Source organism: Phenylobacterium sp. (assembly GCF_030651185.1).
Taxonomy (GTDB): domain Bacteria; phylum Pseudomonadota; class Alphaproteobacteria; order Caulobacterales; family Caulobacteraceae; genus Phenylobacterium.
The window spans coordinates 1-21,655 of record NZ_JAUSCJ010000036.1 but is presented as its reverse complement, the minus strand read 5'-3'; the positions used below and the strand labels follow the sequence as shown (position 1 = coordinate 21,655).

Annotated in this window: 24 protein-coding genes and 1 tRNA gene; 8 read left to right on the top strand and 17 right to left on the bottom strand. The window is 67.8% G+C overall.

From position 1 onward, the window contains the following. Nucleotides 1–132: 132 nt before the first annotated feature. From Q7J39_RS17430 to Q7J39_RS17390, 9 genes are all read right to left on the bottom strand, one after another. Nucleotides 133–993 (bottom strand): hypothetical protein, encoded by an 861-nt coding sequence (locus Q7J39_RS17430; RefSeq protein ID WP_304828169.1) that lies wholly within the window; start codon nucleotides 991–993, stop codon nucleotides 133–135. Continuing rightward, nucleotides 990–1,793, bottom strand: a complete 804-nt coding sequence (gene mazG, locus Q7J39_RS17425; RefSeq protein WP_304828166.1) for a nucleoside triphosphate pyrophosphohydrolase — start codon at nucleotides 1,791–1,793, stop codon at nucleotides 990–992. Before mazG ends, Q7J39_RS17430 begins: the two co-directional genes overlap by 4 nt. Nucleotides 1,794–1,894: 101 nt before the next feature. Continuing rightward, nucleotides 1,895–2,392: a hypothetical protein gene (locus Q7J39_RS17420; protein WP_304828163.1), complete on the bottom strand. Its 498-nt coding sequence runs from the start codon at nucleotides 2,390–2,392 to the stop codon at nucleotides 1,895–1,897. A 105-nt stretch (nucleotides 2,393–2,497) separates the two neighbouring features. Then, entirely contained in the window at nucleotides 2,498–2,860 is a 363-nt protein-coding gene (locus Q7J39_RS17415; RefSeq protein WP_304828160.1) for a hypothetical protein, read from the bottom strand. A gap of 235 nt (nucleotides 2,861–3,095) precedes the next feature. Continuing rightward, the gene (locus Q7J39_RS17410; protein WP_215340550.1) at nucleotides 3,096–3,305 is read right to left on the bottom strand and encodes a cold-shock protein; all 210 of its coding nucleotides are present in this window, start codon (nucleotides 3,303–3,305) and stop codon (nucleotides 3,096–3,098) included. A 237-nt stretch (nucleotides 3,306–3,542) separates the two neighbouring features. Beyond that, nucleotides 3,543–4,628 carry a carotenoid 1,2-hydratase gene (locus tag Q7J39_RS17405; protein ID WP_304828157.1) on the bottom strand — a complete coding sequence of 362 codons (1,086 nt, stop codon included), beginning with the start codon at nucleotides 4,626–4,628 and terminating at the stop codon, nucleotides 3,543–3,545. Beyond that, nucleotides 4,628–7,201 carry an ABC transporter permease gene (locus Q7J39_RS17400; RefSeq protein WP_304828152.1) on the bottom strand — a complete coding sequence of 858 codons (2,574 nt, stop codon included), beginning with the start codon at nucleotides 7,199–7,201 and terminating at the stop codon, nucleotides 4,628–4,630. The genes Q7J39_RS17405 and Q7J39_RS17400 overlap by 1 nt, the downstream gene beginning before the upstream one ends. Continuing rightward, entirely contained in the window at nucleotides 7,191–7,865 is a 675-nt protein-coding gene (locus Q7J39_RS17395) for an ABC transporter ATP-binding protein (RefSeq protein ID WP_304828148.1), read from the bottom strand. The genes Q7J39_RS17400 and Q7J39_RS17395 overlap by 11 nt, the downstream gene beginning before the upstream one ends. A 50-nt stretch (nucleotides 7,866–7,915) precedes the next feature. After that, entirely contained in the window at nucleotides 7,916–8,569 is a 654-nt protein-coding gene (locus tag Q7J39_RS17390) for a glutathione S-transferase family protein (protein ID WP_304828142.1), read from the bottom strand. A gap of 83 nt (nucleotides 8,570–8,652) precedes the next feature. Between Q7J39_RS17390 and Q7J39_RS17385 the strand changes: the two genes are divergently transcribed. The 3 genes from Q7J39_RS17385 (at nucleotide 8,653) to Q7J39_RS17375 (ending at nucleotide 11,234) form a co-directional block, all read left to right on the top strand. After that, a complete protein-coding gene (locus tag Q7J39_RS17385; RefSeq protein ID WP_304828135.1) occupies nucleotides 8,653–9,144 on the top strand; it encodes a helix-turn-helix domain-containing protein in 492 nt (163 codons plus the stop codon). A 161-nt stretch (nucleotides 9,145–9,305) separates the two neighbouring features. Next, nucleotides 9,306–10,670, top strand: coding sequence for an NAD(P)/FAD-dependent oxidoreductase (locus tag Q7J39_RS17380; protein WP_304828129.1), 1,365 nt, complete (start codon nucleotides 9,306–9,308; stop codon nucleotides 10,668–10,670). Between the two features lie 102 nt (nucleotides 10,671–10,772). After that, the gene (locus Q7J39_RS17375) at nucleotides 10,773–11,234 is read left to right on the top strand and encodes a hypothetical protein (RefSeq protein ID WP_304828124.1); all 462 of its coding nucleotides are present in this window, start codon (nucleotides 10,773–10,775) and stop codon (nucleotides 11,232–11,234) included. Here the strand turns inward: Q7J39_RS17375 and Q7J39_RS17370 are convergent. The 6 genes from Q7J39_RS17370 to Q7J39_RS17345 are packed head-to-tail and all read right to left on the bottom strand — an operon-like array spanning nucleotide 11,231 to nucleotide 16,103. Next, nucleotides 11,231–11,830, bottom strand: coding sequence for a phosphoribosylglycinamide formyltransferase (locus Q7J39_RS17370; RefSeq protein WP_304828120.1), 600 nt, complete (start codon nucleotides 11,828–11,830; stop codon nucleotides 11,231–11,233). The two genes, Q7J39_RS17375 and Q7J39_RS17370, sit on opposite strands and share 4 nt — an antisense overlap. Further along, a complete protein-coding gene (locus Q7J39_RS17365) occupies nucleotides 11,830–12,654 on the bottom strand; it encodes an MBL fold metallo-hydrolase (RefSeq protein WP_304828116.1) in 825 nt (274 codons plus the stop codon). Before Q7J39_RS17365 ends, Q7J39_RS17370 begins: the two co-directional genes overlap by 1 nt. Continuing rightward, on the bottom strand, nucleotides 12,651–13,427 hold the full coding sequence (locus Q7J39_RS17360; RefSeq protein WP_304828113.1) for a TatD family hydrolase: 777 nt from the start codon (nucleotides 13,425–13,427) through the stop codon (nucleotides 12,651–12,653). The genes Q7J39_RS17365 and Q7J39_RS17360 overlap by 4 nt, the downstream gene beginning before the upstream one ends. Before the next feature lie 7 nt (nucleotides 13,428–13,434). Next, on the bottom strand, nucleotides 13,435–14,433 hold the full coding sequence (locus Q7J39_RS17355) for a DNA polymerase III subunit delta' (RefSeq protein WP_304828110.1): 999 nt from the start codon (nucleotides 14,431–14,433) through the stop codon (nucleotides 13,435–13,437). Further along, nucleotides 14,426–15,073, bottom strand: coding sequence for a dTMP kinase (gene tmk, locus Q7J39_RS17350; RefSeq protein WP_304828107.1), 648 nt, complete (start codon nucleotides 15,071–15,073; stop codon nucleotides 14,426–14,428). The genes Q7J39_RS17355 and tmk overlap by 8 nt, the downstream gene beginning before the upstream one ends. A 37-nt stretch (nucleotides 15,074–15,110) precedes the next feature. Next, on the bottom strand, nucleotides 15,111–16,103 hold the full coding sequence (locus Q7J39_RS17345; RefSeq protein ID WP_304828104.1) for a septal ring lytic transglycosylase RlpA family protein: 993 nt from the start codon (nucleotides 16,101–16,103) through the stop codon (nucleotides 15,111–15,113). A 315-nt stretch (nucleotides 16,104–16,418) separates the two neighbouring features. Here Q7J39_RS17345 and Q7J39_RS17340 point away from each other — a divergent pair, with 315 nt between their 5' ends. Both Q7J39_RS17340 and Q7J39_RS17335 read left to right on the top strand, forming a co-directional pair. Further along, complete coding sequence (locus Q7J39_RS17340) at nucleotides 16,419–17,909, top strand: sensor histidine kinase (RefSeq protein ID WP_304828101.1); 1,491 nt, start codon at nucleotides 16,419–16,421, stop codon at nucleotides 17,907–17,909. Then, a complete protein-coding gene (locus Q7J39_RS17335) occupies nucleotides 17,906–18,280 on the top strand; it encodes a response regulator (RefSeq protein ID WP_304828098.1) in 375 nt (124 codons plus the stop codon). The genes Q7J39_RS17340 and Q7J39_RS17335 overlap by 4 nt, the downstream gene beginning before the upstream one ends. 2 nt (nucleotides 18,281–18,282) lie before the next feature. Here the strand turns inward: Q7J39_RS17335 and Q7J39_RS17330 are convergent. Further along, nucleotides 18,283–18,372: transfer RNA gene (locus tag Q7J39_RS17330), tRNA-Ser, on the bottom strand. Between the two features lie 11 nt (nucleotides 18,373–18,383). Then, nucleotides 18,384–18,953: an elongation factor P gene (gene efp, locus Q7J39_RS17325; RefSeq protein ID WP_304828095.1), complete on the bottom strand. Its 570-nt coding sequence runs from the start codon at nucleotides 18,951–18,953 to the stop codon at nucleotides 18,384–18,386. A gap of 107 nt (nucleotides 18,954–19,060) precedes the next feature. On the opposite strand from efp, the gene epmA reads away from it, so the two are divergent. The 3 genes from epmA to Q7J39_RS17310 form a co-directional block, all read left to right on the top strand. Further along, the gene (gene epmA / locus Q7J39_RS17320) at nucleotides 19,061–20,107 is read left to right on the top strand and encodes an EF-P lysine aminoacylase EpmA (protein ID WP_304828092.1); all 1,047 of its coding nucleotides are present in this window, start codon (nucleotides 19,061–19,063) and stop codon (nucleotides 20,105–20,107) included. 31 nt (nucleotides 20,108–20,138) lie between these two features. Continuing rightward, nucleotides 20,139–20,528, top strand: coding sequence for a hypothetical protein (locus Q7J39_RS17315; RefSeq protein WP_304828089.1), 390 nt, complete (start codon nucleotides 20,139–20,141; stop codon nucleotides 20,526–20,528). 52 nt (nucleotides 20,529–20,580) lie between these two features. Further along, the coding region (locus tag Q7J39_RS17310) for a TolC family protein (RefSeq protein WP_304828087.1) at nucleotides 20,581–21,655 on the top strand (1,075 nt) is incomplete at its 3' end.

The window sequence follows — 21,655 nt, the reverse complement described above, 5'->3', positions numbered from 1 at the left end:
TCATTTTTCTACAGAATTGACCGGGCCCCACGCGGAAGAAATAGTCCGGCCGTTCCGAGGCTTAGGCTTCGGACGACCGTGATCCACGGTATCACTCGCTCCAGAGTGATCCGCGAAACTGGCCCGGGGGGGTTAGTCTCGCGCTGCGGGCCGGCTCGCCATGTATTGGCCGATGCCGGTCCGCAAACCGAGGAAGATCGCGGCGCTGTGCAGTTCCAACAGCTCCGATAGCCGGTGAGAGAACAGCACCGTGCCCCCATCGTCCTCCAGGGAAAGCAGTCCAGCTGCGGCGGCGTCGGACAACATCTTGTTGATGTGCGCGCGCGAGACGCCGTAGTCCCGAGCCAGGCCGTACCGCGACAGAGGCGCCCGCTCCAGCAGCCGAGACCGGTCCGCAGGCTGAGCCAGCATCAGGTCCATCAGGATCAACATCCCGCAGTCCCGCTCCAGGAAAATGCCCAGGCCGTCGGCATAGATCTGGTGTGCCAATTCGGAATTGTCGCCGTTCGCCGCCGCCAGGGTGAGGCACAGCGGCAGGAACTCGTCGGTCTCAGTCAGGGCCAGCGCCGGCGTCACGCTGGGGTCGAAGAGCCGCATCCCTTCGAGGGTCGCGCGCAGTCGGGCTCGATAGTGTCCGAGGAGAATCGGCCCCAGGGTCAGGCGATGGGTTGTCCAACGCCCGTCGCCCGATTCTGCGCTGACCAGGCCATGGCGCAGGAGATGTTCGACATACTTGCGGGCCCGGCCCGAGCTTCCGATGTCGCGAGTCTTGGAGATCTGGCTGAGATTCTGCGCCGTAAGCGCGTCGCTGCCGGCCAGGAGCAGGGCGATCAGTCCCATATTGAATCGGCCGCGATCCCCCAGCAGCCAGCGGTGTCCCTCAGGCAAGGCGTGGTAGGCGTCCCGCGCCAGCCTCGCCTCAAGCTCGATGGCGGGCTGGAACTGCGGGTTGGCGCGCGCCTGGGCCAGGCCTTCCCAGACCTTGGGGCTCACCCGACGGCTTTCTCAGCGGCCTTGGCCGCATCCCAGAGAGCGTCCATTTCCGCCAGGTCCGATTGCTCGGGTGTCTTGCCCAGCGCCCTCAGCGCCGTTTCGATGTGGTGAAAACGGCGGGCGAACTTGGCGTTGGTGGCGCGCAGAGCGTCCTCGGCGTCGATGTCCAGGGTGCGGGCGATATTGGCCACCACGAACAGCACGTCTCCCAGTTCGGCCCGGGCCTTCTCCAGATCTTCGGCGGCGATCTCGACCTTCAGTTCGTCGACCTCTTCGTCGAGTTTGGCGATCACATCGCCGATTGTAGGCCAGACAAAGCCGACCGTGGCGGCGCGGCGCGACAGCTTCACAGCGCGGGTGAGGGCGGGCAGGCCGGAGGGGACGTCGTCGAGGATGCTCCCACCGCGACCCTTGCCGGCGCGCTCCTGGGCCTTGATGACCTCCCAGGCCTGGGTCTGCTCGGCGCTGGTGCGCTGGGCCTCGTCTCCGAACACGTGGGGATGGCGGCGGATCATCTTCTCGGAGATGGCGTTGGCCACGTCGTCGAAGGCGAAGGAACCTTGCTCCTGGGCCATTCGTGAGTGGAACACCACCTGGAACAGCAGATCTCCCAACTCCTCTCGCAGGTCGGTCAGGTCGTTTCGCTCGATGGCATCGGCGACCTCATAGGCCTCTTCCACCGTATAGGGGGCGATGGTGGCGAAGGTCTGCTCCAGGTCCCATTCGCAGCCGCCCTGCGGATCGCGCAATCGGGCCATGATGGCCAGCAGCCGGTCGATCGGGCGTTCCGCCGGATCCATCTGTCGAAACCTCCTCGGCCTCAAAGCGAAAGGGCTCGCTCGGAACGGGCGGCGATCTGACAGCGCGACGGCGCCTCAGGCAAGCGCGACCTCGTGTCGTTTCAGCGCGCGGCGTAGGATTCGCCGCGGCCGTAGCGGTAGGCGAAACGGTCGAAGGCGTAGTTGGCGTCCGACCAGGTGGACTTGGTCCAGGCCTCGCGGATGTCGCTCTCGTACCACTGGAAGTGGATGGGAGTGACCTCACCGGTCACCGAGATCGCTTGGCCGTCGATGGTGGCGCCACCGATTCCGAAGCTCTCGTAGGACAGGCTGGGCTGATTGCTGAGCTGACAGAAGGTGGGCCGGTTTGGGCGTACATCGGTTAGCACCAGTTCCATGCGACCGCCCGCCAGAACGCCCGTCCGCTCCAGTTCGCGGGTCACGTCCTTGCGCAGTTCCGCGGCCAGGCGGTCGATGTCCTTGGCCCCAAGGTCGTCGGCGGCTTTCTTCTGGAGCTCGGGAGAGATCGTGACCTCGACACTGCCAACGGTGGACAGCGGCGCGGCCATGGCGGCGCCCGCGGCCAGGCTGGCGAGGGAGGTGAGAATCAACAGGCGCATGAGAAGGCTCCGGGGGGATGAAGCGATGTCAGGCGGATATGGGAAGTCGGCCGCCCGGACGCCATGGAGACGCCCAAGCGTGGCCTTACTGTGGCGAAGCTTGCCTTAGGCGGCGGTAGCTTCGGCTGCGACCTTGGGCTTGGCCTTGGCGCGGGTCTTCTTGACCTTGGCGGGCGGCGCGACCGGCTCGGGATCGGGCTGCGGATCGACATCCAGGAGGCTGAGGGGAATGTTGCCGACCTTCACTCGGACGCCGACGAAACGCATCTCGCCGTCGATGAAGCTGACCTCGTCTAGGCCGACCTCCGGGCTGCGCTTGATCAGCGATTCGTCACGGAAGGTGAGGCGAAGCAGCATGGTGTCGCGCGACACGCCATCGGCCTCGGCCTTGGTCACCGCCGCACGCAGGTCTTCAATGGTGGGGCCGCGAGTGCTGGTGGCTGCAACCTTGTAGGACTTGATCATCATTCGCCTTTCTTCCCCGAGGGACCTCACCCACAGTGAGACGCGTCGGGCAGGTCGGCGGGGTGGGCGGCGCGCCGGCAGGGCTCTAAGGAGCGGCCTGAACCATAGCACAAACCCGGCCCGCCGGGGGTCTTTCATGGACCTGTCGCAAAACAGACAGACAAAACGAAAACGGGCCGGCGCATGGCCGGCCCGTCTGGACGTTCAGGACTCCGCGCTTGCGGACGTCCGGTTCGTCTTAAGCCGCAGTCAGTTGCCCAGCGGACATCTTGCCGCTGCGCTGATCGCGTTCGAGTTCGTAGTTGAGCTTTTGACCTTCGTGGATCGAACCCAGGGTCGAACGTTCAACAGCCGAAATGTGGACGAACACGTCGCCGCCGCCATTTTCAGGCTCGATGAAACCGAAGCCCTTGGTCGCGTTGAACCACTTAACAGTACCGGTAGCCATAGTCGTTTAGTCCTAGCAATAGTGTATTCGGCTGACAAAGCGCCGCCGCGGAATCAAAGTTCATGATGGTAGGGAGGGTAACTTCGGGGCCTCACCAGGGGTGAGCCGAAATCGCGAGCCGCGCCAAGTCGAAATTCGATGAGGCACGTATCCCACGAATAACTCTCAAAGGCAAGATATTGTTGGATCGTGGTTAAATCTCAGGCGGCGAAAGCCTGAGGCTGAACAGCGTTCTTCTCACATCTTCAGCGGCGAGACGTACCCGGTGAGTTCAAGATAGCCCCGTGCGCCGGGCGCCCGAACCGCCCCCTCCCAATAGACCGGGCCGCCGGTGCGGCGGCTGTCGAGCTCCTGGTCGTCGAACAAGGGGGTCAACCGCCAGCGACGTTCGCCACCCGGGGTGCGGACGATCAGCTCACGCTGCACCGGATAGCGGCCGCCGGTGCGCGGCGAACGCCAGATGCGCTCCGTCGTGAAGGTCACGTCCTTGGGTCCCAGGGGCACGGTCGCGCCGTCCTGCGCGCGCAGTGAGCCCCCTGCCCAGAGAGCGTTTCCATCTGCGTCCCGCACCCGGAAGGCGGTGAGCGCGCCGCCATCGTCCAGGTTCAGGCCCACCCAGTCCCAGCCCACGGCCTTGGGATCGAGCAAGGTCGAGGACCACTCGTGGTCCAGCCAGGCCTCTCCGGTCACCTTCACCCTCCTGCGGCCCTGGAGGACCGAGCCCGACACCCTCAGGTGCGGCAGGCTGTAGTAGTGACTGGCCTGCGCGGGCAGGGGGCCCTTCCGGCTGAACCCCCGGTCGCCCTGCAGCAGGACCGGTTGGCTCGGGGTGAAGGCGAGATCGAGGGTGAAGTCGGCGCCGGCGGCCTTGGCGACGAACCGACCATCGGCGCCACCCTTCAGGCGCCAGTCGTCGATGACGATGTCGGCGTCGGTGGTGGCGGCCTCCGCAAGGCCCAAACCCTGGCGGGCCATCCGCCCGTCATGGAGCAGCTTGCCGACCTTGGGGTCTGACAGGCCGGCGTGGGCGAACAGGATCTGCTTGGGGGCGAACGCGCTCGGATTGCGTTGATCCACCGACAGGCGGCTGCGGAAGAAGGTGACCTGGAATCCCAGGTCTCGGCCATCCTCGGTCTTGAGCCAGCCGGTGACGTACCACCACTCCGTCCGGTAGTCGGGATGAGAGCCGTGGTCGGCGGGGAAGGTCAGGGGCTGCCCCGCGCGGACCTCGGGAAACACCGGCAGCACCGGTTTTCCCGGCGCGGCGGCGGTGAGCAGCCAGGTCAGCAGCGCCAGGCTGGCGAGCTTGAAGGCGGGCGCCATCACCAGTCCTCCCGAACAGCGCGCACCGCATCGGCCGATAGCGCCCGACGCCCCGCCAGCACCGCCGTTCCCGCGCCGGCGGCGATGAGCGCCACGGTCAGGCTTGCGAACAGAGGCAGCGGGAGCCGGGTCTCCATGGTCCAGTGGAAGGACTGCGGGTTCACCACATGGATCAGCACCTGGCTCATCGCCAGGCCAAGACCGAGCCCCGCGATCACCCCGACGGCGCCGAGCAGCCCGCCCTCGACGGCCAGCATCAGGATGATCTGGCGCCGCAGGACGCCGACGTGTCGCAGCATCCCGAACTCCTTGGTGCGCGCCAGGGTCTGGGCCGAGAAGGTCGCCGCCACGCCTGCCAGCCCCACCACGATGGCGATGGCCTCCAGGGCATAGGTGAGGGCGAAGCTGGAGTCGAACAGACGCAGGGCAATCGCCCGCATCTGCCGGGTCTCGAAGAACTGCACCTGGGCGGCCTGGTCCGGGGGGAGGGCGGCGCGGATGGCCCGGGCCGCGCCGGCGGGGGTGGCGCCCGGCTTCAGCTCCAGCGAGGCCTCGGTGCGCAGGTCATCGCCGGTCAGGCGGGTGTAGTCGGACTGGTCGATGGCGATGGCGCCGGCCTGCCGGGCATAGTCACGCCAGACGCCGGCGACGAAGACCTGGGGGTTGGCGCCGCCAAGCGGCAGAACCATCCGCTCTCCCACCTCTCGGCCGTAGAGGCGCGCCGCGGGCTCCGACAGCCAGACCGGCGTCACGCCGTCCGGCGCGTCGAGGATGCGCCCGATCATCGGCAGGCTGGCGTCCGGCCTGGCCTTGTCCACCGGCCGCACCAGCAGGACGAGTGGCGGCATGTCCGACGACAGCCGCAGCGGCAGGGTCTTCTGGAACAGGATATCGCGCACGCCCGGCGCTTTCGCGATTCTCGCCCTGGTGTCGGCGTCGAAGCCGCCGCTCTCCACCCGGAACAGCAGGTCCGACGGGAGGATCTCGGTCAGCCAGTCGTCCACCGACCCCCGCAGGCTGGCCACCATCACCGCCATGGCCACCATCAGACTGGTGCTGGCCACGATGCCGCACAGCGCCACCGCCGCCTGTGACGGCGCGCCCCATAGTCGCTTGAGCGCCAGGTCGATCGAGACATTCCGGCGGCCCGCGCCCTGAAGGGGCGACAGCAGCACCCGCGACAGCCAGGGCATGGCCGCCACCCCGCCGGCCAGCATCAGGCCGATGGAGAGATAGCCGAACAGCGGCAGGCCGCCGACCGCCGGCAGGAAGGCCGCCGCGCCCCCGGCCGCCAGCAGGCCAAACCCCCACCAGGCGGCAGGCTTGGCATTTGGGTCGTTCTTGTCGCCGAGATCCTTCAAGGCGATGCCGGGCTGGGCGCGCGCGGCCTCGAGAGCCGGCAGCAGACTTCCCAGCAGAGCCGCGGCCAGACCCAGGATGAAGAACACCAGGATGGGGAGGGGGGTGACCACCAGATCCGGGCTGACGCCCCGGAAATAGCCGCCACCGAGATCCCCGCCGAGGAATTTCAGGGTTCCCACCGCGACGCCGAGACCCAGCCCCAGGCCCAGCACCGCGCCGACGCCCCCGACCAGCGCGCCCTCGACAAAGACCTGAGCCAGCAGGCCTCTTCGCTCCAGGCCCAGCACGCGCAACAGGGCGAACTGCGGCCGACGGCGGGCCACCGAGAGGGACTGCGCCGAATAAACCAGGAACCCGCCGGTCAGCAGGGCCATCATGGCCAGCATCTCCAGATTGACCCGATAGGCCTTGGTCAGATTGTCGCCACGCCGGGCCTCCGACTGCGCGGTGACGATCTGGGCGTCGGCCGGCAGGCGCGCGCGCAGCGCAGCCTCGACCGCGGCGGGGTTGGCGCCGCTCGCGAACTTCAGATCGACCCGCTGCAGCCGTCCGAGACTGCCGAACAGCCACTGGGCGGTGGCGATGTCCAGCACCGCCACCTGCGGGTCCGAGGCCGCGCCCGAAAGCACCCCCGCCACCACGAAGTCGACGGTACGGCCCGCCGCCGTGATGGTGACAACCTCGCCTACCTTGCCGCCGCTGGCCGAGAGGGCGGCGGGCGACAGCACGATGGCGCGCGGATCGAACAGGCTCTCCGGCACGAAGCCTTTCGCGCCAGCCGCCGGAGCCGCGCCCCGGCCGAGCAGCGAGGGGGTCACCGTCGCCGCCCGCAGCGGATCAACGCCCAAGACCGTCAGGCCGCCTCCCTCCAGCGACCGGGAAGGGCCGGTCCCGAACCGCGCCGACAGCTCTACCACGGGGCTGGCGGCCGCGATCCCGGGCGACCGCGCCAGGGCGGGATAGAGCCTCTCGTCAAAGCCGAGCGGCGTGGTGGCGTGGACCTGCAGATCGGCGTCAGCGTTCACCGTGCGCACCGCCTGGGCCAGTTCGTTCTGGGCCGAGCCGTTGATCAGGTGGACCGCAAAGCCCAGGGCCACCCCGATGGCGATGGCCAGAGCCGCCGTCACCACCCGCCCCGGATGGGCGCGCCATTCGCCGACCATCATCCAGGCCAGCGCGGTGCGGCTAAGGGGCCGGCGCTCAGCCGGCATGGACCAGACCGTCGCGGGTGAGGTTCAGGCTGCGGTCGGCCACGGCGGCGGCGCGCTCAGAGTGGGTCACCAAGATCGCCGCAGCGCCGGAGCCGCGCACCTCGGCGACGAACAGAGCCAGGATACGCGCGGCGGTCTCAGGATCGAGGTTGCCCGTGGGTTCGTCGGCCAGGACCAGGGCAGGGCGGTGGACCAGGGCGCGGGCCAGGGCGACCCGCTGCAATTCGCCGCCGGACAGTTGTGAGGGTCGGTCGCCAGCGCGGCCGGGCAAGCCGATGGAGTCCAGGATCGTCATCGCCCGGCTCGTGGCCTCGGCGGCGTTGAGGTTCTGCAACACCAGGGGGAGGGCGACGTTCTGGGCCAGCGTCAGGTGTGGCAGGATGTGGAAGGCCTGAAACACAAAGCCGATCCGGTCGCGGCGCATCCGCGTGCGGCCGTCGTCGTCCAGGCTCTCCAGGGCCACGCCATCGATGGCCACCCCACCGCTGTCGGCCTGGTCCAGGCCCGCGATGAGGTTGAGCAAGGTGGACTTGCCGACCCCTGATTCGCCCATGATGGCGACGATTTCGCCTGGCGCGACCTCCAGGTTCAGCCCCGCGAACAGCACCCGGCCGCCGGGAACAGACTTGCGCAGGGCGGTAAGTGACAGGACGGCGGGACTCATGGCCGCCAGCCTAGCGCAAGCCGCCGCCATCGTCCGGTCGCAAGCGGGCGTCAGTCGCGATCGGGCGCGCCCAGAGGGAAATAGGACCGATAGGGTCGGCCTTCCTCCACCGCGCGCGCAAAAGATGGCCGCGCCAGCAGCTGTGCGCGGTAGTCCCGCAGCCGCGGAAAATCGGGGCCGATCTGATGAACCCAGTCTGCGTAGAACAACGACGGGGCCGCCGCACAATCGGCCATGCTGAAGCTGTCACCCGCCGCCCAGGCGCGCCCCTGCAGACGCTGTTCCAGCCAGGCATAGGCTATGCCCAGCGCCTGGACGGCTTCGGCCATGACCTCTTCCTGGCGGCCGCCCTCGGTCCGCAGCGCCTCCAGCACCGGCTTCTGCATCGCGCTCATGATGTACTGGTCGAAGAAGCGGTCCATGAACCGGACCTCCAGCGCGGCGGCGCGATCGTCAGGCAGCAACCGCACCGGCCCAGGGTGATGCAGCGCCAGATGCTCGATGATGATGCTGGACTCCGCGACGGTCAGGCCCTCGTCCACCAGCACGGGAAAGCGGCCCACCGGCCACTGCGCCGCGAGTTCGTCGCCCGCACCAGGCTCTTCCAAATGCCGGTAACTGAAGGGGGTTTGGTTTTCCCACAGCGCCGTCAGAACCTTCTGACAGTAGGATGAGAAGGGGTGGGAATAGAGCGTTAACGACATGGGGCGCCTCCGGCCGACCGCAGATCACAAGCCATTGCGGACTAGATGGACTGATCCTATTTTGCAAGCAGTAGGAGGCCCCATTGCCGGACGCACATCGCTCGGGTTGCCCGATCAATCTGACCCTCGAGGTGTTGGGCGACCGCTGGAGCCTGATCGTGATCCGCGATGTCATCTTCGGCGACCGACGCCGTTATCGAGAGCTGCTGACCCGGTCGGAGGAGGGCATCGCCTCCAACGTGCTGGCCGATCGGCTCAAGCGGCTGGTGGCGGCGGGACTGCTGACCCGGGCCGATGACCCGGGGCATCGCCAGAGCGTGATCTACAGCCTGACCGAACCGGCCATTCAGCTGGTGCCACTGCTGGCCCAGATGGGCGCCTGGGGGCGACGGCACGCGCCGGCGTCGACGGAACTCTCGATCCGGGCGCAACTGCTCGAGGAAGGCGGAACGCCCATGTGGGAAGACCTGATGGCCGAGCTGCGCGCGCGCCACCTGAACGTTGCGGCGCGTGAGTCCTCGGTCCTGGCGCGCCTGCAGGCCGCCTATGAGGCGATCTGCGCAGCGGGCGTCTAGGAGGCGAGAAATGCATGACCAGCGAGCTCACTCCATCTCTCGCCTAAGTAATATTATCGGAAATTGAAAGGTAGCGCGGGGGAATGCCGTGGCGTGACCTTTGACGCTCACTCCGGGCTCTGGCTAGGCTCGTATAAAGTCGATCCTCCAGGAGTTACGCCATGAGCCAGCTGCCCAAGGCCTGCATCATCGGCGCCGGCTGTTCCGGCTTCACGACCGCGAAGCGGCTGAAGGATTTCGGGATCGACTATGACTGCTTCGAGATGTCCGACGACATCGGCGGCAACTGGTACTTCAAGAACCCCAACGGCATGTCGGCCTGTTACGAGAGCCTGCACATCGACACCTCCAAATGGCGCCTGGCCTTTGAGGATTTTCCCGCGCCGGCCGACTGGCCCGATTTCCCACACCACGCCCAGCTGCTGCGGTACTTCAAGGACTACGTCGACCACTTCGGCCTACGCGACACCATTACCTTCAACACCGGCGTCGAGAAGGCCCGGCGCACGCCCGGCGGCCTCTGGGATGTGACGCTCTCCACCGGCGAAACCCGCGCCTACGACGTGCTGTTCGTCTGCAACGGTCACCACTGGAGCCCGCGGATTCCGGAATATCCGGGCACGTTCGAGGGACCGGCCTTCCACAGCCACGCCTATTCCGATCCCTTCGATCCCATCGACATGCGGGGCAAGAACGTCGTCGTCGTGGGCATGGGCAATTCAGCGATGGATATCGCCTCGGAGCTCGCCCAGCGGCCTATCGCCAAGAACCTCTGGGTCTCGGCCCGGCGCGGCGTCTGGGTGCTGCCGAAATACATGAACGGCAAGCCGGCGGACAAGTCGGCCATGCCCAGCTGGATGCCGCGCAAGCTGGGTCTCTCGATGGCCCGCAAGATGATCAAGAAAAACCTTGGAAACATGGAGGATTATGGCCTCCCCAAGCCTGATCACGAGCCCTTGGAGGCCCACCCGTCGGTGAGCGGCGAGTTCCTCACCCGGGCCGGCTGCGGTGACATCAAGTTCAAGCCGGCGATCAAGGTGCTGGAGGGAAAGCGCGTGCGCTTCGCCGACGACACCGTGGAGGACGTGGACGCCATCGTCTTTGCCACCGGCTACGACATGCGCTTCCCATTCTTCGACGACCCCGAGCTGGTCCCCGACGCCAATCACCGCCTGCCGCTGTTCAAGCGGATGATGAAACCCGGCGTGCCGAACCTGTTCTACATGGCCCTGGCCCAGCCCCTGCCGACCTTGGTGAACTTCGCTGAGCAGCAGAGCAAGCTGGCCGCCGCCTATCTCGGCGGCCGATACCTGCCACCGCCCCTCGCCGAAATGGAGCGGTTGATCGTCAAGGATGAGGAAACCCACCTTGGCCAATACTACCAGGCCAAGCGTCACACCATTCAGGTGGACTTCGGCATCTATGTGGACGACCTGCGGCGGGAGATCGCGCGGGGCGAGAAGCGCGCCAAGTCGGCGGGCAATCCCCTGCCCGTTCCGGGGCGGTCCCCGGCAGAGGGTGTCTGAGCCGGGATGGCCGGAACCATATACCCGTTTTGGGTACAGCGTTGACAGTGACACCGGGCATGCCATTAGACGCCAAGCTTCACTGTCTCAGGGGGACACCGGATGAGCGTCGGCGAACAGGCCTTGAAGCCCAACGAGAAGATCGCCGCGATCATCACCGCTGAACTGCTGCTGCGCATCGCCTGCAGCATGAACAAGGAGTTCGGCGCCGACTACAATGGCTTCATCGTCTACCTGACGATCCTGGCCACCAGCGTCGGCCGGGTGTTTCGGGCCGATAACTTCGATCCGGCCATCGATCCCGATCTGATGGGCCTGGTGAACGCGCAGGGCATTTCCCGCGCGGGCGTCTCGCGGACGACCGGCATTCCCAAGGAGACGGTGCGCCGCAAGGTCGAAGACCTGATCGCCAGGGGCCTGGTTCGGGAAAGCAGCCGCGACGGGTCTCTGAAGCCCAACTTCGAGTCCCCCGCCCCCGACTTCACCGATCACATTACCCGCAACACCATCTCGATCCGACGGTTCGGCCGTGAACTGCGCCACCACGCGGGGATGGAAATCTAGGGCAGCGCCAGCTCGCCCCCGGCGATCGCCTGCAGGGTCTCGACGAAGAACAGCGGCTCCAGGGCGGTGACGCGCGCCTCCAGGCTATCGACGGTTTCACCCGGCTCGAGCGCCAGGGTCCGCTGCGCGAGGACCGCGCCGCGGTCATACTCCTCGTCCACCAGGTGGATGGTAGCGCCGCTGACGGCCGCGCATGCCGCGATCACCGCCTCGTGCACGCGGCGCCCATACATCCCCTCGCCGCCGAACTCCGGCAACAGGCCCGGATGGATGTTGAGAACGCGGTTCTGATAGCGCGTCAGGGTCGCCGGCCCCAGCTTGCGCAGATAGCCGGACAGCACGATCAGCTCGACCCCGGCCGCCACCATAGCGTCCCGCAGGGCCAGGTCGGCGGTGACCGGGTCGCGCTCGGTGGGCAGGCACAGGTGGGCAACGCCCCGGTCCTCCGCGAACGCCAGGGCGCCGCTCTTGCGGTTGTTGCTGACGAGGAGGCACGCCTCGGCGGCCAGTCGCCCAGCCTCGATGGCGTCAAAGATGGCGCGGAACGACGAGCCATTCCGTGACGCGAGAAAACCCAGCTTAAGCACCCGCTTCATCAGGAAAAATTGCCGTTCAGTTGATGTTCAAACCGCAACCCGTCAAAGGCGGGCTCAACGTTTTCCGGCAGCTTCAGCTTCAGCTCTTCATAGTCCAGGTCGATATGCATGTTGGTCAGGATCGTACGCCGCGGCTTCAGGCGCGCGGCCCACTCCAGCGTCCGTTCCACGTGGGCGTGGGTAGGGTGCGGCGTCCAGCGCAGGGCGTCGACGATCCAGACATCGAGGCCCGCGAGAGCCGCGAAGGCCGCCTCATCCAGGGTCACGACGTCGCTGGAATAGGCGACATCGCCGAACCGATAGCCCACCGAGCGGACGCCACCATGGTCCTGGTCGAACGTCACGACCGGGATCGTGCCCGACGGTCCCGCCACGTCCCAGGCCTCGCCGTGCGGCGGAATGGGTTTCAGGTCCGCGATTCCGGGATAGCCGCCCTCCCCCTCGAAGATGTAGCCGAAGCGCCGCCTGGCCGAGACCGCCGTCGCTTCATCGGTATGGCAGGGAATGCGCGCGCGCTGGCGGATGAAGAAGGCGCGGATGTCGTCGATGCCGTGGATCTGGTCGGCATGGTCGTGGGTCAGCAACACGGCGTCCAAGCGTTTGGCGCCGGCGTCCGAGGTCTGGCTGACTAGGTCGGGCGAGGTGTCGACGATCAGGGTGGTGGAGGTTTCCGGCGTCGGCCCGGTCCTCCGCACCAGCAGCGAGCAGCGACGGCGACGGTTCCTAGGATTGGAGGGGTCGCAGGCGCCCCAGTCGCCATCGGCCCGAGGCACGCCGCCGGAGGACCCGCAGCCCAGGATCGTGAACTCCAGCGTCCCACTCATGGCCGGGGAATCCGTTTGAACAGGGCGAAGAAGGCATCCTCGGTCCGTCGCTCGGCCTCCTCGCGGGACCAGCCCCGAATCTCCGCCAGCTTGACCAGCACGTCGGGAAGGTAGGCGGGCTCGTTGCGGCGGCCCCGGTGTGGAACCGGCGCCAGGTAGGGGCAGTCGGTCTCCACGATGATCCGGTCGGCCGGCATCTCGCGGACCACAGCGCGAACATCCTCGGCGGCCTTGAAGGTGGCGATGCCGGAGACCGAGAACCATGCGCCGAGCGCCGCGCATCGCGCCGCCAGCTCGGGGCCTGAGGTGTAGCAGTGCATCAGCAGCGGGAAGGCGCCCCTGGCATGCTCTTCCTCCAGGATGTCGCCCATCACCGGGTCAGCCTCGCGGGTGTGGACCACCAAGGGCAGGCCTGTCTCGCGGGCCGCGACGATGTGCTGCCGGAACACCGCAGCCTGGATGTCGCGCGGACTGAGGTCGTAGTGGAAATCCAGCCCGCACTCGCCAATACCCACCACGCGCGGGTCGGCGGCGAAGTCGATCAGCGCGTTGGCGGTGAGGTCGGCGTGATCCTTGGCCTCGTGCGGGTGGGCGCCCACCGTGCACCAGATATCGGGATGATCCGCCAGCGCCCGGACCGCGGGAAAATTGGGAATCTTGTCGCAGATATTGACCATCAGCCCGACACCCGCGGCGCGCGCGCGCGCAATCACCGCGTCGCGATCTTCGTCGAATTGTGGGGCGTGCAGGTTGACGTGACTGTCGATCAGCATGACGGGCTCAAGCGCGCGCGGCGTCACGCAGTTCGGAAAGCGCCGTGAACAGGGCGTCGGCGCGGTCGAGGTTCACGGCTTCAACCTCGCGCGGCAGGCGCTGCAGCGTCTCCCACGCGGAGGCCCAGCGATCAAGACCGGTAAAGCCGTCATTCGCCTGGGCCAGGACGCGGGCATGGACGCGCTCGGCCAGCCGCTCGAACAGCAGGTTGAAATGGACCGCGCCCTCACCGCCCCGGAACTTGTCGGCCAAGGACAGGGCCGCGGCCTCATCAAGCTGCGGCAGGTCGCGCAGCAACTCCTTGGCCGCATCGTCGATGGCCACCGCGCCGGCGTTGCCAAGAGCCCAGGCCCGGCCCGGCGCCCCCCCAGACATGCGGGCCAGTCGGATGGCGTCCTCGGCGTTGGCGCCGGCGTGGGTCTGGACGAAGGTGGCGGTCTCGGCTTCCGGCAGACCGTGGAAGGTCAGGCGACGGCAGCGGGAGCGAATGGTGGGCAGCAGGCGGCCCGGCGAATGTGAGACCAGCAGCAACACGCCGCTGGGCGGCGGCTCCTCAAGGGTCTTCAGCACGGCGTTGGCGCTGTTGGCGTTGAGGTCGTCGGCGGCGTCGATGATCGCCACCCGATGCGGCGCACTGGCGGGCGACTTGGAAAAGAACTCCGAAAGCTTGCGGGCCTCGTCCACCGGGATGACCTTGCGGGGCTTGCCGTCCTCGCCGACCCGCTCCAGCACCAGGATGTCGGGATGTGAGCGGGCCATCATCTGGCGGCTGACCGGATGGCCGGGATCGGCGCCCAGGGGGCCGTATTCGGGAGCCGAAGGGGCCCCCAGCAGCCGTCGGGCGGCGCGATAGGCGAAGGTGGCCTTGCCGACCCCCTCCGGCCCAGTCAGCAGCCAGGCATGGTGCAGGCGGCCACGCGCGCGGCTAGCCTCGAACGATTCCTCGGCGGCCTCATGGCCCTGCAGGCGAAAGACGTCGCGCGGATGGGGAATGGCCTCAACCATGGCCCTGCAGCCGGCTTGAAACGGCCGCCCAAACAGCGGCCTCGACGTCCTCGATCCCGGCGGCGGCCTCCACCAGGACGCAGCGGTCGGGCTCAATGGCGGCAATCTCGCGGAAGGCGGCGCGCAGGCGTTCGTGGAAGGCGACGCCCTTGGACTCAAAGCGGGTCTCGGCGTGCCCCGAGGCCGCCGCGTGGCTCTCGGCCCGGGCCAGGCCCACCTCTACGGGCAGATCGAAGACCAGGGTAAGATCCGGACGAACCTCAGCCAGGACATGGTCTTCCAAGGCCGCGATGAGTTCTGGCCCTACCCCGCCGGCTCCGCCCTGATAGGCCCGGGTGGAATCGGAAAAACGGTCACAGACCACCCACGCGCCGCGCTCGAGCGCCGGGATGATCGTGCGCTCGATGTGATCACGGCGGGCGCCGTACATCAGCAGGGTCTCGGTGACCGGGCTCCAGCGGTCGGCGGAACCGGTCAGGACCAGGGCGCGAATGGCCTCGGCGCCGGGCGAGCCGCCAGGTTCGCGCGTGGCGACCACCTCGACGCCGGCGGCTTGCAGGCGGGCGACAAGGCGCCGGACCTGGGTGGATTTCCCAGCGCCCTCTCCGCCTTCGAAGGTGATGAACTTGCCGCGCGACACCGGCGCAACATGGCCGGTTCGTGCGGTTTGTCGAGGCCTAGAAGGGCCGCAGCACGCGAGCCTCGGCAAAACCGTAGGACGCCACCTTGTCGCGCAGCCCCCAGGCCTCACCTTCGTCGGCGCCGCTCTGCAGCACGACCCTGTAGAGGGTGACGCCGTCGGCCCGTTGCATAGGCTCGATGGTGGCCTGGCCCGCGCTGGCAAGCTGGTCAGCGACGCGCTGAGCGTTGCTTCGATCGCTGAACGCACCGGCCTGGATCCGGTAGGCGCTGGCCGGGATCGCCCTGGGCGCGCTGCTGTAAACCGGCGTGGCCGAGGACACCGGCGCAATCTGAGTTGAAGAGATGGCCGCCCCGGTGATCGGCGGCAGGCCGGCGCTGGCCACGGCGACGGGCCCCGGCGGCGCATAGGCCGGCAACGGCGCGGCATAGGCTGGCGGAACATAGTTGGGCGACGAATAGGCGGGCGCCGGCGCGGTTGTGCTGGCGTAGCGCAGGCCGGTATTGGGGCCTCCCAGCTGAGCGGGGCCGACGTACTTGACCCTCACATTGGCCAACCCCTTGCGGTCATAGCCGAGCTGGCGCGCCGCCTCGTGGCTGAGATCAATCACCCGCCCGCCGACGAAGGGGCCGCGGTCGTTGACCCGGACCTGCAGCGTCTTGCCGTTGTCGAGATTGGTCACCTCAACGATGGAGGGCAGCGGCAGGGTCGGATGCGCCGCAGACACCAGGTTCATATCGAAGGTCTCGCCGTTGGCGGTGGGCTTCATATGGAAGTCGTTGCCGTACCAGGACGCGGTGCCGGTGGCGTTGTAGTGCGGATCCTCGTGCGGCACGTACCAGATGCCCGACACTTGGTAAGGCGCGCCGACCTTGTATCGCCCCCCGGACCCCGACGGGACCTGGCCCGCCGTGGTGTCCAACCGGCTGGCCAATCGCGGCTGCGACGTGGCGCAGGCCGCCAGCGCGGCGCCGGCCGTCAGGACGAGAACGAGATTGCGCGCCATTGCGCGGTGACGATGGGCGTTCATGGCCGCAGATCCTTCTTCCCACGCACCCCCCAGCACGTGGTTCTGGCATCGACAGTGCCTGTAAGGCTTTGAGCGACAGTTAAGGAGGATGGTTAATCCGTTAATCCTGCGCCGAATCCGCCGCGCGCATATACCATCGCGAGTGGGGGGCGAAGTTCGCGCATGGCGGTATGCCAGTCGGGGGCCCTGCTATCTTAGGCGAGGTCTGGCATGTCGATCTGGGACTGGCTTCTCAACCCCTCGGGCCTGACGCCGCATGGATTTTGCCTGAGCTGGGCGCCGGGTCTGGCGTCCCTTCACGCCGGCTCCGATGTGGTGATCGGCCTCTCCTATTTCTCGATTCCCCTGGCCATCGCCGCATTGGTCAGGCGTCGGCCGGACCTGCAGTACGGCTGGGTGGCCTACCTGTTCGTGGCCTTCATCCTGGCCTGCGGGACCACCCATCTGCTGGCGATCCTGACGCTCTGGGTGCCGGCCTACGGCGTGGAGGGGTTGATCAAGCTGGTCACCGCTGTCCTTTCCGTCGCCACCGCCGCAATCCTATGGCCGCTCCTCCCACGCGTCGCCGCCCTTCCCTCGGCGGCGCAACTCGAGCATTTGAACCTTCGCCTGCGTGACAGTGAGGCGGAGGCGCGGCTATCGAACCTCGAGCTTGAGCGCCGGGTGGCCGAGCGCACGGAGCAACTCGAGCGCGCCAACGCCCAATTGACAAAGGCTCTGGCCGAACGCTCCCAGGCGCAGCAGGCCTTGGCGCGGAACGAGGCGGAGTATCGCGCCAGTTTCGAGGCGGCGGCGGTGGGGAAGATTCAGACAGACCCGCTCACCGGCCGGTACATCCGCGTCAACCGCGCTTTCGCCCAGATGCTGGGCTACGAGCCGGAAGAGTTGATCGGCAAGGACGGCTGGAGCTTCACCTGGCCCGACGACCGGGACGATGGCAGGGAAGGCTTCGCACGCCTGCTGTCGGGCGAGGTCAGCACCTATCACCGCGAGAAGCGCTATCTGCGCCGAGACGGACAACCCGTCTGGGGACGCCTCTCGGGCTCCATCGTACGGGACCCCGACACAAATGAGCCCCTGCTCTCAGTCGGCGTGGTGGAAGACATCGACGAGCGCCGGAAAGCGCAAGCGGCCCTGGAGGAGACGCGCCGGGATCTGGAAGCGATGGTCGAGGCGCGGACCACGGCCCTGGCCCAGCGCGACCTGTTGCTGCGGGAGGTCTATCACCGCGTGAAGAATAATCTGCAGGTCGTCGACAGCCTGCTGGTCATGCAGGCGAGGCAGCTTGCCGACGCCACGGCGAAGGCGGCCCTGCTGGGTCTGCGCAGCCGGGTCTACGCCCTGGGCCTGGTGCATCATCAGCTGATGGGATCGGCGAACCTCAGCACCTTCGACGTCGCGCCCTTCCTGCAGGAGCTTTCCACCAATGTCGTGGAGGGCGGCGCCGACCAGGACATTGCACTGAACGTCGAGGCGATACCGCTGGAGGTCGGCCTGGACTTCGCCATCCCCCTTGGCCTGCTGGTGACAGAGCTGGTGACCAATGCGTTGAAGCACGCCTTCCCGGCCGGACCGGGGACCATCGATGTCCTTCTCGAGCGTGGCGCGGACGGGCGCATCGCGCTTATCGTCGCCGACAACGGCGTCGGCTATGCTGCGGATGACGCGCTCGGCGACGGCGTCGCGGCGGGCCTAGGGGCCAGCATTATCAAGGGCTTGGTTTCGCAGATGGGAGGCGTGATGTCGGTGACCGCGAACAATGGGACGCGCTGCGAGATTCGCCTGGCGTCGCCGGTGGCGTCTTGAACGATCTTCACGATTGCATCCTGATCGTTGAGGACGAGTTCCTGATCGCCGAGGGCCTGCGCTTTCAAGTCGAGGAAATGAGCCAGACGGTCTGCGCGATCGCGGCGACGGCCGAGGAGGCCATCGCCGCGGCGCAGGCTCACCGGCCCCGGATCGTGCTGATGGACATGCGCCTGCGCGGCGAGAAGGATGGCGTTGACGCCGCCCTGGCGATCTACGAGACCGTGGGTTCGAAGGTGATCTTCGTCACCGGATCGCGGGAGCCGGCGACCATGGCCCGCATCCACACCGACCACCCGGCGGCCGTGCTGTTCAAGCCGCTCTCGGACCGCCAGCTGCGCAACACGATTGAAGAGGTCTTGGCGCTCTGACCTGGCGGACGGGGTGGGATTCGAACCCACGGTGGGCTTTCACCCACGGCGGTTTTCAAGACCGCTGCCTTAAACCACTCGGCCACCCGTCCTGGTCAGCCCCCTAGTCCTTGGCGCGTTCCACGTAGGAGCCGTCCTCGGTGAGGATCACCACGCGGGTGCCCGGCGCGATATAGGGCGGCACCATGGTCCGCAGGCCGTTGGAGAGCACCGCGGGCTTGTAGGACGACGAAGCAGTCTGCCCCTTCACCGACGGTTCGGTGTCGACGATCTCGAAGGTGGCCAGGCGCGGCAGGGAGATGGCGATCGGCACGTCGTTGTGGGTCGAGAGCTGGACCGTCATGTTCTCCTGCAGGTAGGCGGCGGCGTCGCCGATCACGTCCTCAGGGGCGGTGAGCTGGTCGTAGTTCTCGGGGTTCATGAAGTGGAACCCGTCGGCGTCCTGGTAAAGGAAGGTGTGGTCGCGCTCGTCGACGAAGGCCTTCTCCACCGACTCCGTGGTGCGGTAGCGTTCCGACACCTTCACCCCGTCGGAGATGCGCCGCATGTTGAGCTGGGTCACCGGTGTGCCCTTACCGGGGTGGATGTTCTCGGCGCTGAGCACCACGTAGAGCTTTCCGTCCATATCGACGACGGCGCCCTTGCGGAGCGAGCTGGCGGATACCTTTGGCAAGTCATTCGTCCTTTGGTCGCGCGGGCCAAGGGCCGGCGCGTTGTGCTAGGTTCCTGCGCTCCTATAGCGATCCGGGCCAGGATCGCCAGTGTCTTGGAGCCTTGCGCTTGTCCTCTCCCCTGCCCTCGCCCTGGTGGCGGCCCGAAAACCACCAGGACCGCCGGCCCTTCCTGCTGGGGCGCAACGCCATCCAGAAGGCCATCCGGGGCTGGTTCGACGGCCTGGGGTTCACCGAGGTCGAGGCCGCGGCCCTGGCGATTTCGCCGGGCAATGAGGCCCACCTGCACGCCTTCGCCACCGAGGCGATCACCACGGACGGGCGGCGCTCCCAGCTCTATCTGCACACCTCGCCGGAGTTCGCCTGTAAGAAGCTGCTGGCGGCGGGCGAGACGAAGATCTTTGATTTTGCAAAGGTTTGGCGCAACCGCGAGCGTGGCCCCCTGCACCATCCGGAGTTCACGATGCTGGAATGGTATCGGGCCGAGGAACCCTATGAAGCGCTGATGGCGGACTGCCAGAGCCTGCTGGCCCTGGCGGCGGAGACGGTGGGCGCCGAGAGCTTGCGGTTCCGGGGCCATGCCTGCGACCCCTTCGCCGAGCCCGAGCGGGTTACGGTGGCGCAGGCCTTCGAGCGGTGGGCGGGGGTCGACCTGCTCATGTCGGTGGCCACGGATGGAACAGTCGACCGTTCGGCGCTGGCGGCCCAGGCGCCGGTCAGGGTGGCCGACGACGACACCTGGTCCGATATCGTGTCCCGGATTCTGGTGGAGAAGATCGAGCCGCACCTCGGCATGGGCCGGCCGACACTGCTCACCGAGTACCCGATCGCGGAGGCGGCGCTGGCGCGGCCTAAGCCCGGAAACCCAAGGGTGGCCGAGCGTTTCGAGCTCTATGCCTGCGGCGTGGAGCTGGCCAATGCGTTCGGCGAACTGACCGACATTGCCCAGCAACGTGACCGTCTGAGTTCCGAGATGGACGAGAAGCAGCGGGTCTATGGAGAGCGATACCCCATCGACGAGGACTTCCTGGCCGCGCTCGCGGTCATGCCGGAGGCCAGCGGCGCGGCCCTGGGGTTCGATCGGCTGGTGATGCTGGCCACCGGCGCGGCGCGGATCGACCAGGTGATCTGGACGCCGGTCCCCACCCAGCCTTGAGACTCAGCTTCAGGCGCGGTACGGCTGTGGTGTGATCCGCCCGCTGCCCTTGCCGTTCAAGACCGTGATCGCGATGTGCTGCATCGCGCTGTCGCTGGTCTATGCGAGCGCGTCGGCCGCCAGCGTGCTGGACCGTTTGCAGCATCAAAGCCAGCCGGCCCAGCACCATGAGCACGGCGCCTTCAGCGACCTGTCCTTTGACGACCACCACCAGGACGGCGACGCCGAGAGGATTCATGATCTGGGCGACGGGCATCATCACCACGCCGACGGCCCGCAGGGCATCCTCGGCGAGAACCCGGGGCGCAGTGTCGGCGCGAGTTCAACCGAACGCCTGGCCTTCCTGTCCGATCATCTGATCGCCAGTCGCGGCTTGCCTGGGCCCGAACGCCCTCCCAAACACCTCACCTCCAGCGTCTGAGCCCCCACGTCGCCCGACGTGGGCCGATCCACGTCTGCTTCGTGAGACCTTCATGCCAAAACCCTTCGACGTGCGCCCCTGGGCGCCGTCCCGCCGCCTGCTGACGGCCTGCGCCTTCCTGTTCGCGACGGCCGGTTTCGACGCCGCCGCCGAGAGCCTGACCCTGGCAGAGGCCCTGACCCGGGCGGCGGCTTACGACCCTTCCCTTCCCGCCGCAGCCGCCCGCACGCGGGCCGCCGAGGCTGGCGTCCGCCAAGCTGGGGTTCGGCCCAATCCGAGCCTGGGCGCCGAGCTGGAAAACGTCGCCGGAACCGGCGAATACGGCTTGGCTGACCGATCCGAGGCGACCCTCTACTACGAGCAGACCTGGGAACGGGGCGGCAAGCGGGAGGCCCGCGTCGATGTGGCCCGCGCGGAACTGGCGGTGGCGCGGAGCCGCGCCTCGGTTCGCGCCCTGGACCGGCTGGCCGAGGTGCAGACGGCCTGGGTCGAGGCCCTGGCCGCCGAGGCCGCGATCGCAGTGGCGGAGGACCGGCTGGCCCTGGCCCGGCGCCTGGAGGGCGAGGTGGAGCGCCGGGTGCGCGCGGCGCGCGATCCGCTGTTCTCCGGCGAGCGCGCTCGCACCGCCACCGCCCAGGCCCGCATCGACCGGGATCAGGCCCTGGTCGCCGCTGAGCAGGCGCGGACGCTCCTGGCCTCCTATTGGGGTGGCGGCCCCGTCTTCGAGCTTGCCGCGTCGGCGCTGGAGCCCGCGTCTGTCGGCCTCACGGGCGCGATCACCGACACGCCCGATCTTCGGTTGCTGGCGACGGAGCGCGATTTGAGCCAGGCCCGGATCGGGGTCGAGCGCGCCCGCGCCGTGCAGGATCCGAGGTGGCGGGCCGGCCTTCGCCACTTCGGGGAAACCAACGATGTGGCGGTCATCATCGGGGGATCGATCCCGCTGGGCCGCTACGACACCAATCTGGGGGGAATCGCGCGCGCCCCGGCCGAGCGCACGGCGGCCGTGGTCGACATGGCCGCCGCCCGGCTCGACCACGAGCGGGAGATCGCGCGCCTGACCGCACGGCGCGCGGCGACCCTGACCGCGGTGGCCCGGACGGACGCCGAAGTCGCCCCCAGCGCGG

What these genes read in the sequence shown, in the direction of transcription:
- Q7J39_RS17415 (WP_304828160.1), bottom strand. Translation starts at nt 2,860, where the DNA reads ATGATGATCAAGTCCTACAAGGTTGCAGCCACCAGCACTCGCGGCCCC.
- Q7J39_RS17355 (WP_304828110.1), bottom strand. Translation starts at nt 14,433, where the DNA reads ATGGTTGAGGCCATTCCCCATCCGCGCGACGTCTTTCGCCTGCAGGGC.
- Q7J39_RS17390 (WP_304828142.1), bottom strand. Translation starts at nt 8,569, where the DNA reads ATGTCGTTAACGCTCTATTCCCACCCCTTCTCATCCTACTGTCAGAAG.
- Q7J39_RS17375 (WP_304828124.1), top strand. Translation starts at nt 10,773, where the DNA reads ATGAGCGTCGGCGAACAGGCCTTGAAGCCCAACGAGAAGATCGCCGCG.
- Q7J39_RS17370 (WP_304828120.1), bottom strand. Translation starts at nt 11,830, where the DNA reads ATGAAGCGGGTGCTTAAGCTGGGTTTTCTCGCGTCACGGAATGGCTCG.
- Q7J39_RS17405 (WP_304828157.1), bottom strand. Translation starts at nt 4,628, where the DNA reads ATGGCGCCCGCCTTCAAGCTCGCCAGCCTGGCGCTGCTGACCTGGCTG.
- Q7J39_RS17380 (WP_304828129.1), top strand. Translation starts at nt 9,306, where the DNA reads ATGAGCCAGCTGCCCAAGGCCTGCATCATCGGCGCCGGCTGTTCCGGC.
- mazG (WP_304828166.1), bottom strand. Translation starts at nt 1,793, where the DNA reads ATGGATCCGGCGGAACGCCCGATCGACCGGCTGCTGGCCATCATGGCC.
- Q7J39_RS17420 (WP_304828163.1), bottom strand. Translation starts at nt 2,392, where the DNA reads ATGCGCCTGTTGATTCTCACCTCCCTCGCCAGCCTGGCCGCGGGCGCC.
- Q7J39_RS17365 (WP_304828116.1), bottom strand. Translation starts at nt 12,654, where the DNA reads ATGAGTGGGACGCTGGAGTTCACGATCCTGGGCTGCGGGTCCTCCGGC.
- Q7J39_RS17345 (WP_304828104.1), bottom strand. Translation starts at nt 16,103, where the DNA reads ATGAACGCCCATCGTCACCGCGCAATGGCGCGCAATCTCGTTCTCGTC.
- Q7J39_RS17360 (WP_304828113.1), bottom strand. Translation starts at nt 13,427, where the DNA reads ATGCTGATCGACAGTCACGTCAACCTGCACGCCCCACAATTCGACGAA.
- Q7J39_RS17410 (WP_215340550.1), bottom strand. Translation starts at nt 3,305, where the DNA reads ATGGCTACCGGTACTGTTAAGTGGTTCAACGCGACCAAGGGCTTCGGT.
- Q7J39_RS17400 (WP_304828152.1), bottom strand. Translation starts at nt 7,201, where the DNA reads ATGCCGGCTGAGCGCCGGCCCCTTAGCCGCACCGCGCTGGCCTGGATG.
- Q7J39_RS17395 (WP_304828148.1), bottom strand. Translation starts at nt 7,865, where the DNA reads ATGAGTCCCGCCGTCCTGTCACTTACCGCCCTGCGCAAGTCTGTTCCC.